The sequence below is a fragment of the Pseudomonas sp. R38(2017) genome, assembly GCF_002112395.1.
Classification (GTDB): domain Bacteria; phylum Pseudomonadota; class Gammaproteobacteria; order Pseudomonadales; family Pseudomonadaceae; genus Aquipseudomonas.
The window spans coordinates 692,832-705,361 of sequence record NZ_NEHN01000002.1 but is presented as its reverse complement, the minus strand read 5'-3'; the positions used below and the strand labels follow the sequence as shown (position 1 = coordinate 705,361).

1 protein-coding gene is annotated in these 12,530 nt (G+C 64.8%); it reads left to right on the top strand.

Annotated features, from left to right (window positions below):
* Positions 1 to 12: 12 nt before the first annotated feature.
* Positions 13 to 12,513, top strand: a complete 12,501-nt coding sequence (locus CAF87_RS06735) for a filamentous hemagglutinin family protein (protein WP_085730697.1) — start codon at positions 13 to 15, stop codon at positions 12,511 to 12,513.
* Positions 12,514 to 12,530 lie beyond the last annotated feature (17 nt).

The window sequence follows — 12,530 nt, the reverse complement described above, 5'->3', positions numbered from 1 at the left end:
GGACTCGTAGTGATGCTTGCTCGCCCATCCCGTCGCCGTACCCGCGTTCAGTCGTTAAAACGTGATGCCATAGACCCGGCGCTGTGGCTGCTCAAGCCATTGGCCCAGGCCGTGGCATTGTGTCTGGTGGCGGGCGGTGCGCAGGCGCAGACGGCGTTCAGTTCGAACTGGTTCGCCGCCAAGGGCGCTGCGCAGCAAGCGGCGGCAGCCCGCCCGAGCAGCGGTGGTTTGCCGGGCATGACCCCGCCGCTGGCGCAGCAGCAACGGGCCAACCAACAGCTACAGCGTTCGATACAGACCTTGAACAACACGGTCGCGGCGATTGCTGCGCAACAGGCTGCGCAGGCGGCCGGGCGCGCAGCGGCGCTGGGTTCGGTGCAGGTGGTGCCGGACGGTCTGGGCGCCGGCGGTCTGCAGGTCGATAACAGCCTTGCGCAAGGCTGGCAGAACGCAAAAGGCCCGCAGCAGACCCAGGTCGACGGCAAGACCAACGTGCGCATCGAGCAGACCGCCGACAAGGCGATTCTCAATTGGGAAACCTTCAACGTCGGGCGCAACACCACTGTGGAATTCGCCCAGCAGGCCAATTGGGCAGTGCTCAACCGGGTCAACGATCCGGCCGCTCGCCCGAGCCAGATCCAGGGCCAGATCAAGGGCGCCGGCACGGTGATGCTGATCAACCGCAACGGCATCGTGTTCAGCGGCAGCAGCCAGGTCAACGTGCGCAACCTGGTGGCCGCCGCGGCGAACATCACCGACATTCAGTTCCGTGACCGAGGCCTGTATTTCGACAGCAGTGGCAGCCAGCCGACCTTCACCGACGCTGCCGGCAAGGTGCTGGTTGAGCGCGGCGCATCGATCCAGACCGCCGGCCCCGCGACGTCCACGGATGCCGGCGGCTACGCACTGTTGCTCGGCAGCGAAGTGCAAAACGACGGCAGCATCAGCACCGCCAAGGGCCAGACCGTGCTCGGTGCCGGTGACCGCTTCTACATCCGCAAAGGCTCGGGCACCGAGGGCAACGGCTTTTCCACGACCTTCGGCAGCGAAGTGATTCCCGGCTTCAACAACGGCAGCAGTGCCGGCAAGGTCAGCAACAACGGCTTGATCCAGGCCGCCACCGGCGACATCACCCTGACCGGCCACGAGGTCGTGCAGAACGGCGTGCTGCTGGCCAGTACTTCGGTGGCCACGCGTGGCACCATTCACCTGATCAACCCGGCGACCGATACCGGCGGCAGTGTCACGCTGGGGCAGGGCAGTGCCACGGCGATCATGCTCGACAGCAGTGATCTGACCGCACTCGACAGCCAGCAAAAAGCCGCGCTGACCGGCGTCAGCCCCAACAACAAGGTGCGCAGCGACCAGTCGCGCATCGAGATTCAAAGCGGCGGCAGTGTCGAGTTCCAGAACGGCTCGATCACCCTCGCCACTGGCGGCCAGGTGGCCGTGGCGGCAGGGCGGCGCAGTCTGGTGCGCGACGGGGCGCTGATCGATGTGTCCGGGGCCATCGGCGTGAAAGTCGCGATGGAAGCCAACAACATCAAAATCAACGTCCAGGGCAATGAGCAGCGCGACGCGTCGGTCAACCGCGAAAAAGGTGCGCTCAACAGCAATGACGTGTGGGTCGATGTGCGTGAGCTGGTGTATGTGCCGGCAGGCACCAACGGCTATGCGACGGATCGCTGGTACACCGCCGGTGGCTTGCTTGAGGTCGGTGGCTATCTTGGCACTCAGGGCCACAGCATCGGCGAATGGATGGCCCAGGGGGGCGCGGTGAGTTTTGCCGGCAACGATGTGGTCACCGAGAAAGGCTCGTTGATCAATCTGTCTGGCGGCACGCTCGATGTGCAGAGCGGCGAGATCCGCCAGAGCTGGCTGCGTGGCGCCGACGGGCGCCTGTACGAAGCCTCGCGGGCACCGGGGGACATACTCTACAGCGGACTGTACAAAGGTTATGAGGACAGCAGCGAACGCTGGGGCCAGACCCGTTATTACTACAGCTCGTTGATTGCCCCGCGATCGCGCCAGGAGTCCGGCTATACCGTGGGTCGCGATGCCGGGCAACTGGTGATCGGCACGACCAATGCCGTGCTCGACGGGCAGTTGCTCGGCGAGGTGTATCAGGGGGAGCGTCAGACCCAGGCGCCGCGCGCGCCGCTGGATGGTTATGTACAGAGCCAGACCGCGCTGGCGCGTCGGGCACAACTGATCGTCGGCAGCTATGACCCCGCCTATGTGGCGGCAGCCGGCGGCTTGCTGTACGGGCTGAATCCTTTGCTCGATCAGGTGCAGATCGGTGGCGAACCGATGCTCGCGGGCGCTGACCGGGATCTGCTGACGGCAGTCTCCGACGCGCGCAAGGGCAAACTGTTCCTCGATGCCGGGCAGCTCAACGACTTCAGGCTCGGAGCGTTGAAGGTCGCGGCCAAGGATCGCATTACCCTGGATGCCGCGTTGCAGGTCGATGCCGGTGGCGAGATCACCCTGTACGGGCCGGATGTCCAGGTCAATGCTGACCTGAGTGCCCGTGGCGGCAGTATCCGTCTGGGCAACGTGCTCAATCAATTGCAGACCAGCAACGTCACCGACACCCGAATCACCCCGGTCGCTGGCAATCCGGAACGGGTCACTGTGGCCCAGGGCGTGCAACTCGATACTCGCGGGCTGTGGACCAATCAACGCACCAACCCCGACGACGCGGCCAGTCTGGCCTGGCTGGACGGAGGGTCGATTTCGATCCGCAGCAGCGGCGATATCAATATCCAGAGCGACAGCCTGCTCGATGTGTCTTCCGGCGCGGCGATACTGGCCAACGGCAAGACCCGTGGCGCCAAGGGTGGCAATGTCACGCTGGAATCGGCAGCCAACAGTGCCGCCGGCACTTCGCAACTCACCTTGGATGGCGAGCTGCGCGGTTACGGCGTGACGGGCGGCGGTACGTTGTTGGTGCAAGCCAACAAGGTGATGATTGACGCGGCTGACGAAGCGCGGGCGAAATCGACGCTGCAACTGGCGCCGAGCCTTTTCAGCAAAGGTTTTTCGGCCTACAGCGTGATTGGCTTGAACGGCCTCGAAGTGGCCCGTGAAACGCAGATTAATGTGACCACGCCGGTCTACCGTTTTACCGACGATGCCGCGAACCAGGTCAGTGGCGGCGATCCGCGCACGGCGCTGGAGTTATGGACACCGACGTTATTCCAAGAGAGCCCGACCAAAGCGCTGTTGACCCAACGTGCTGGCGCCAGCCTGTCGCTGCAGGCCGGTCCGAGCCTCGTGGGGCTGATCGACCCGCGCAACGCCACACTGACCCTCGGCACGGGTTCACGCCTGAGCGTCGATCCTGGGCAACGCATCAACCTGCGCGGGGCGGGGCAGATCACCGTCGACGGTGCGCTGCAGGCCTGGGGCGGCACGATTGATATTCGCCAGCAGCAGTTCGGCAGCATTGACCCGGCTCAGAGCCAGCAGGAAGCGCCGACGCAGGCGCACAACCGGTCAATCTGGATCGGTGAACACGCGGTGCTCGATGTGGCGGGGCGCGCCGCCACGGCGGTCGATGCCTTGGGAAGGGTGTATGGCCAAGTCGGCAAGGGTGGCAGCATCATCATTGGCGGTGAAATCGATTCGAAGAAAGCCACGGCAACTTCGGCCGACGCTTATGTCATCGTGCGCCAGGGCGCGCGGCTTGACGCTTCGGGCACCCAGGCGGTGCTGGACATTGCCGGGCAGGGCCCGACCACGGTTGCCACCGACGGCGGGCGTATTTCCCTGAGTTCCTACAACGGCCTGTTCATCGATGGCGACCTGCGTGCCGCAGCCGGTGGTGCCGGCGCTGGCGGCGGGCGGCTGGACATCGCCCTGGAAACGCCGCTGTACCGCCTCAACACCGCCAGCAACGAGGTCCGTCGACCCCGGGAAATCATCATCGGCCAGGGTGTCGGCAAGACCACCCTGGCGGCCGACCTTGAGCCAGGCGAAGCCGCGCCCATGCTGACTTACGGCAGTGCCCGGCTGAGCGCCGATGCCTTGATGGCCGGCGGCTTCGATCATCTGGGGCTGCTGAGCAATGGCCTGGTTTCGTTCGATGGCGACGTCAACCTGCATTTGAATCAGAGCCTGAGCCTGTATGCCGGCGCGATTTCCCTGGCCGAAGGTTCGAGCGGTAATGCACGGATCAATCTGTCTGCGCCTTACCTGCGGTTGCTGGGGCCGGGCGCGTATTACGACTCCAGCGCCTTTATCCGGCCTCGGGTCATGCACGCGCCGACGCCCGATATCTCGGCGGCGCAGTTCACCGCCAGCGCCAACCTGCTGGATATCGGTAACAGCCTGTCGTTCGGCACCAAGGGAAATATCCTGCAACTCAATGCGCCGGCCCTTGAGGTCGGTCGCCGCAGCTTCGCCGACGTCACGCTGGCCAGTCAGGGCGACCTGCGGTTCATCGGCTCTACCACGCAAACCTATGCCGACCTGTGGACGGCGGGTGACTTGAACCTTGGCGCCGCGCAGATTTATCCAGTGAGCGGGATCCACGCCCGGGTGCGCGCCGGCTTCCAGCAGCAGACCGATCCTGGCGACGGCACCTTGCGCATTTTCGCTCAGGGCGGCGCGCCGACGGCATTGCCTTACTCGGTGTTCGGCGAGTTGATCCTCGCCGCCAGCCACATTGAGCAAGGCGGGGTGGTGCGGGCACCGCTCGGCCTGATCACTCTGGGTGAGAGCAGCAAGTCGGTGCAGACCCGCGAGGTTGCGTTGTTGCCCGGCAGTCTCACGTCAGTCAGCGCCGCCGGACTGGTCATGCCTTACGGCGGCACGACTGACGGCATCGACTACCTCTATAACGGCAGTCCGGTGCTGTTGAGGGGCATCGTCGGCGCCACGACCGGGGTGGCCGTGCAGTCGCAGTATCTGGATGTCGCGCAAGGCGCGGTGATTGACCTGTCGGGCGGGGGCGATCTGCGCGGTGCCGGCTTCGTCTCCGGGCGTGGCGGCTCCACCGATGCCCGCTACAACCCGCTGGTGCGCAATGCCGCTGACGGCACGTTCAGCCTGCCGGGCCTGGCGAGCAATCCGGTCTACGCAATCTTGCCGGGCAATCAGAGTGTCTATGCCCCGTTGGTCGCCGAGGCTGGCGCGGTCGATCCGCGCATCGGTCAACAGGTCACGATCGGTGCGGGCGTGCCGGGTTTGCCAGCCGGCACCTATACCTTGCTGCCTTCGACGTTTGCCTTGCTGCCCGGGGCGTTCCGGGTCGAGGTCAACGGCCAGGCGGCGCCGGCGGCCATGGGTGGCGCGCTGCAAATGCGCAATGGTTCATGGACCAGCAGCGGCCGGATGTCGATTGCCAATACCGGTGTGCGTGACAGTCTGCCGAGCACGCTGACACTGACGTCAGCTGATGTACTGCGCCGCTATTCGCAATACAACGAAACCAGCTACAGCCAGTTCATCACCAGCGACGCGGTGCGGCGGGGAGTACCACGCGCACTGGCACCGATGGATGGCAAAACCCTCGAACTGAACCTGCAGCATGGTGAAGAACATGCCATTGCCCTGGATTTCAACGGGCAGGTGCTGTTCAAGCCCGCCGAGGGAGGCGTGACGGGCACGGCCGTTGTGCGCGATCCGTCTTCGGGCATTCTCGAAGTGCTGGGCGCCGGCCATGAGCCGACGCCGGGTTTTCGCGGTGTCTCACTTTACGCCGACAGCCTCAATCGCCTGAATGCCGGACGTCTGGCCATCGGCGCTGCGCCGACCGTGGACTACGGCGCCGGCGGTAATATCGTGACCTTCACCAGCGGCGGCTCGGGCAACGACATCTTCTTGCGTGAGGGGGCGATCCTCTCGGCGCCGGAAGTGCTGCTGCACACCCATAACATCGGTGGCGGCATCACCGTCGAGGCGGGGGCAGGGATCAACACTCTGGGGCGCGGCGAGGTCTCGTTCGACTCCACCGACGGCTTTGTCTATCAGCCGGGACAGGCCAGCCTGTTGCTGGTTTCCAATGGCTGGAACAGTGTGCTGGCACCAGAGAAAGCCGTCGACCGTACCGGTGCCGGCAGTATCCATATCGGCACTTGCACGCTGGCGCCGTGCAGCAACCCGGCGATCCTGTATTCCAACGGCAGTATCACCGCCGCCACCGACAACCACTTCGAACTCGATGAGGCAGTGCGTTTCGGCACCCGCCATCTGACCCTGGCGGTCGGCGCGGTCAATGTCGGCAATACACAGGCCCTGAGCGACGTGGCGGGCCGGGTGCCAGTCGGCCTGACTCTGAGCCAGAACGTGCTCAACCGTTTGCTGCAAGGCGACACCCGGTTCGGGGCACCGGCCCTGGAGTCGCTGAACCTGACCGCTCGCGACTCGTTCAACTTCTTTGGCACCACCACACTCGACACGCTGGATCCGCAAACCGGCCAGAGCAAACTGCAGAATCTGATTCTGACGACCCCGGCGATCTACGGCCAGGGCGGCAGCGACGACGTAGCCACCTTGCGTACCGCCAACCTGATCTGGAACGGTGCCACCCAGGCGCCGGGAGCATTGGTCAGCGGTGGCGCGGGCACCGGACGCGGCACCCTGCAGATCGAGGCGCAGCGCATCGAATTCGGCTACGGGCCGAATCCGCAGCCCAGCGGTCTGGATCAGAATGACCGTCTGGCGCTGGGTTTTGCCAACGTCAATCTCAGCGCCAGCGAGCGCATCACCGCCAACCACAAGGGCAGTCTTGCGGTGTATCAGGAGCAGGGCGCGTACGACCCGGTCAAGGGTTACGCCTACAGCGGCGGCAGCCTCACGCTGCGCACGCCGTTGCTGACGGGTGAAGCCGCGTCGATCAACACGTTCAAGGCGGGCAATAACCTGACCCTGACCGGCAGCGCTACCGGCGCGGCAGCCGATGCGCTGGGCGCGGAACTGACCCTGGATGCCCGCAATGTCGTCCTCGACAGCCGGATCGCGCTGGCCAGCGGCAACCTTGTGGTCAAGGCCGAAAATGAACTGGCCCTGACCGGCAATGCGCAGCTGGATCTGGCCGGACGCACCTTGCCGTTCAACGACGTCAACAAATACAGCTGGGGCGGCGATGTATCGCTGTTCAGCAACAGCGGCAATATCCGTCAGGCGGCCGGCTCGCGCATCGACCTGTCGGCGCAGAACAATCAGGCCGGCAATCTCAGCGTAGTGGCGCTCGCTGCGGGCGCCGGGGTGGTCGATCTGCAAGGCCGGATCCTCGGCGCCAGCAGCGGTCATTACGATGCCGGCGGCACCTGGGTGCCGTACAAGGCCGGGGGCGTGGAGATTCGTGCGCAGCAACTGGGTGGTGATCTGAATCAACAATTCGCCGCACTCAACCAGCGCCTGAACGACGGCCAGGTGTTCGGCAGCCGCAGCTTCCAGTTCAAACAGGGCGATCTGTTGATCGGCGACGGTCTGCGCGCCGGCGAGGTCAATCTCTCGCTCGACAATGGTCACCTGAGTGTGGCCGGCACTATCGACGCCAGTGGCGAGCGGGTCGGCAGCATTCGTCTGTCCGGCAAAAACGGTTTGACCCTGGGCGGCAGTTCCGTGCTCGACGCTCACGGTCGTGTGCTGCGGGTCGACAGCTACGGCAAGATCATCGATGCGCCGAACCGGGCGATGGTCGAGCTCGATTCCGGGGCCGGGGTGCTGACGCTGGCCTCCGGCGCGAGGATTGATCTGCGCCACGGCACCGATGCCGCGTTGGGCAGTCTGCCCGGACAAAACGATGGGCGGGCACGGGGCACCCTGGAGCTGAACGCGCCACGTCTGGGCGCCGGTGATATTGCGATCGATGCCAATGGCGCACTGAACATTCAAGGCGCGCGTTCCATTGGCCTCAACGCCGTGCGCCGTTACACGGACGCTCGCGACGGCGTTGATCCGGCAGCGAGCGGCCGGCCGTATCAGGTGATCGATCAGGCGCTGTTCGATCGGATTCATGGCGACAGCGACACCTTCATCAACGCGGCACTGAGCAACAGTGACCTGGTGCAACGAAAACTGGCGGGGTTGAACAACGCGACTTACCGCGATGCCTTCCATCTGCGCCCGGGCGTGGAAATCGCCAGCAAGACCGCCGACGGCGATCTGCTGGTAGAAGGCGATATCGACCTGTCGCGCTATCGCTACGCGAGCCTCAACCCGCACACGCAGAAAACTGCGTTGTATGGCTCCGGTGAGTCGGCGAGTCTGGTGATGCGGGCCGGTGGCAACCTCGATATCTACGGCAGTATCAACGACGGTTTCGCGCCGCCACCGGAAACCGTGGATGACGCCGGCTGGAAACTGCTGCCGGGCGTGCAGCCGTTCGGTGGCGATCTGATCGTGCCGGGCAGTGGCGTGACGCTGGCCGAGGGTACGCTGTTCCCGAGCGGCACGACCTTGAACTACGACTTGCCGATCCAGGCGGCCACCTTCGCCAGCGGCACGTTGTTGCCAACCCAGGCGGTGCTGGCCGGTGAGTACACCTTGAATGCCGGCAGCGTGTTGTCCGCTGCCGTACACGATTCGGCGGGCAACTTGCTGTACGCCGCCGGCACGCTGCTCACACAGAACGTGACCTTGCCGATCGGCAGTCGCCTGGGCGCCGGTACCCGTCTGGAGACTGCCACCGCGCTGCAGGCCATGAGCTGGCCGAAAGGCGTGCCGCTGCCGGGCACGCTCGGTGCGGATAACGTGCTTGCCGGGGTCAAATTGAGCGGTGCGCTGGCGCTGCTGCGTGGCTCGCTGATTCCGTCGATGACGGATGTGGTGCTGGCTGACGGTACGGCTTTCATTGAACTGCGCGGTTACACCAACACCACTCAGCAGGGTCGTAACTGGGCCGTGGCGAGCATGTTGCCGGCGGGCAGTACGTCGTGGTCGATGCGTCTGGTGGCCGGCTCCGATCTGGATGCCGCTGACAACCGTGCGCTGAAACCGCTGACCAGCGACGGCAACCTGCGCCTGGCCGATACCCACTACGGCTTGAAAGTGACCGAGAAAAAACTCGACACGACCTGGGTCGACGGCAACCCGATGGGTTATCCGGAAGGCACGGTGGTCAGCGATGATGAGCTGTATCTGTGTGACGTGTTCCCCGGCGCCTGCCTGGCGCCGGCCAAATTCCTCTGGGTTGAGGGCAACATTGCCGGGATGCCGGCGGGCACCCCGGTGCTCGAGGCCGATCTGTGGTGGTGTGATGCGGACCCGTTTTCCTGTGCGCCGAACAAGGGCGGGATCAGCACCACGACCCACTCGCAGATGTTCAGCGTGTTGCGCACCGGCACCGGCGATCTCGACCTGTTGGCAGCTGGCAACCTGAGCATGGATTCGGCGTTCGGGGTCTACACCGCCGGCACCCAATCGAGCGACGTCGATCCGCGCTACAACCTGCGCCGTGGCACCTTGACCGACAACGGTTCGGTGCTGGGCAGCCAGGGCGCCGATTACGAAAAATGGGTCAATGGCGGTAGCGACAGCCTGTATCAGGCCTGGTATCCGCAGGGAGGCGGCAACCTGACGATCAATGCCGGCGGCTCGGTGTCCGGCGACGCCGTGGGTCGTCGAGGCCTCAACCCCCTGGCCAAGCTTCGCGAGCAAGTTGCCAGCGTCTCTGTGGGCAACTGGCTCTGGCGCCAGGGCACCGGCAACAGCGATGTGCCGACCGCCTGGTGGATCAACTTTGGCAGCTATGCAACCCAACCCCTGCCGGATCAAGGCACCGATAGTGGCCCTTATCTGGTTGGCTTCACCGGTTTTGGTGCGCTGGGCGGCGGCAACGTCAGCCTGCGCGCCGGCGGCGACGGCGGCATGCTTCGGCCATTGGGCGACAGCGGGTTGAACCCGCGCAGCCAGGGCTTGATCGTCGCGGTCGGCAGCACCGGACGGGTCGGCAGCGACGGCAGCCTGCAATTGACCGGCGGTGGCGACATGGACATCCGCATCGGTGGCTCGCTCAACCCGTCGCTGCAAGCGAGCGTCGGGCGCAGTGGCAACGCCTCACCGAACCATGACTTGCAGGGCGCCTTGATCAACCTGCGCGGCGCGGCGCAGCTGTCGGGCGGGGCGCTCGGCGCAATCAATCTGCAATACGGTGCGGCACCGGCGTTGCAGGATGCGCGCGAAACCCGTGCCTTCGACCCGTTCACCTCGACCCTGGGCATTGCCTCCGGTGGTCTGGTCCTGATCCCCGGTGACTCTGGCATGCGTCTGAGCACGCGTGGCGATCTGGTGCTCGGTGGCGCGGCGGACCCGGGGCGCGTGCGTCTGCAAAACAGCACGCCGTTCACCGATGCCGCTGGCGTCGTGCATGGCGGTGGCGGGCTGGCGGGCTTCTCGCTGTGGACCGATCACACCGCTATCGATCTGTTTTCAGCCGGGGGCAATCTGACCCCAAGCACCCAATTGGCCGAGACCAGCACGGCAGGGCCGTTGACGAATCGCAACAGCTCGCCGAGCGACCTGCGGTTTGTCTATCCGTCGATCTTGCGCGCCGTGGCCGCTCAAGGTTCGATCTATGCCGGCACGTCAGCGGTGTCCGTCTCCAGCGCGTTTCCTGCTGCACCGGCTTATTCGCTGGTGCTGGCACCTTCAGCCGCTGGCCAACTGGAAATGCTCGCCGGCGACTCGATTTACGCCGGCGGCTATGCCATCGATCAGTCCGGTGCCAGCCGGGCCGCCATCGCCACGCCGTTCGCGCCGGCGTTCAGCGGTTATGCACAATACGGCAGCAGCAAGCCGCTCCTGAGCAATTACAGCGTTGATGGCGTGGCACCGAGTCAGAACCTGCGTTATCCGTTGTTTGCGTTCGGCGCCGACACGTATTCGGGCACCAGCGGTGTGCAGGCGCCGGCACGTTTCTACGCATTGGCCGGTGATCTGGTCGGCGTGCGCAGTGGTGAAACCTTGCGCTTCAGCAACTCACTGCGCACCTGGTATGTCGCGGCTGCTCCAGTGTGGATGCTGGCCGGGCGCGATATCGTCGCGGCCGGCACCGACCTCGGCAAACCGACTGCTGCGCCGTCGGATCTGGGCTGGAGCTCCGATGCCATTGCCTCTTCGGGCAATCTGTTTGTTCATAACGGTGCGCGTGATGTTTCGCGGGTCTCGGCGGGGCGCGACATTCTCTACAGCAGCTTCGACATTGCCGGTCCCGGCCTGCTCGACGTCAATGCCGGGCGCAATATCCTTATGGAAGATCGCGCGAGCATCACCAGCCTCGGGCCGATTGTGCAGGGCGATGGTCGGCCCGGTGCCAGCGTGGTGTTGCAGGCTGGCATCGGTGCACAAGGTGCGGATTACGGACGTTTCATCGCCCGCTATCTGAACCGGGACAATCTCGCTGACGCGAATCTGTCCCTTGCTGCACAACCGGGCAAAGTGGTGAAAAACTACCTCGGCGAACTGCAAAGCTGGCTGACCCTGGGATATGGTTTCAGCGGTAGCGAAGAGCAGGCGCAAGCGTTCTTCGCCGCATTGCCGGGTACCGAGCAAGCGATCTTCGCCCGTCAGGTGTACTTCGCCGAATTGCGTGCCGGTGGCCTGGAATACAACGATGTCGATGGTCCACGCAAAGGCAGTTACTTGCGCGGTCGTAATGCCATTGCTGCGCTTTTTCCGACCACCGATGTGGCCGGCAACCCGATCCGTTATGACGGCGACATCACTCTTTACGGAGGCGCCGGGGTCAAGACCCTGTTCGGCGGCGATATCCAGATGCTCACACCCGGCGGTGGTCAGGTGTTCGGCATCGAAGGCTCGGCGCCGCCCTCGACGGCGGGGATCATCACCCAGGGTTCGGGCAATATTCAGCTCTATTCCCAGGGCAGCATTCTGCTGGGGCAGAGCCGGATCATGACGACGTTTGGTGGCTCGATCCTCGGCTGGTCGGCCGAAGGCGACATCAACGCCGGTCGTGGCTCGAAAACCACCGTGGTCTACACCCCGCCGAAACGCGTGTACGACACTTGGGGCAACGTGACACTGTCGCCATCGGTGCCAAGCACCGGCGCCGGTATCGCCACGCTCAACCCGATTGCCGAAGTGGCACCGGGGGATATCGACCTGATCGCACCACTGGGCACCATCGATGCGGGCGAGGCGGGGATTCGCGTCTCGGGCAACGTCAACATCGCCGCGCTGACGGTGGTCAACGCCGCCAACATCTCGGTGCAGGGCAAGGCAACCGGTGTGCCGGTGGTCTCGGCGGTCAACACCGGGGCCATCACCTCGGCCAGTTCCGCTGCGTCGTCGGCGACCCAGGCGGCGGAAGACGTCGCCCGTCAGCAACAAGCCGCATCACGCCAGAACCAGGCCTCGGTGTTCACCGTGCAGGTACTCAGCTTCGGCAACGAACAACTGGCCCCGACCCGCGACGGCGCCAGCCGCGCACCGGCACCGGGCTACAACCCCAACAGTCCGGTGCAGGTGCTGGGCGCCGGGGCGCTGGATGAACAGGCGAAACAGCAGTTGACCGAGGAGGAGCGGGGACAGCTGACGTTGTAAAGGACTCTCGTGTAGTA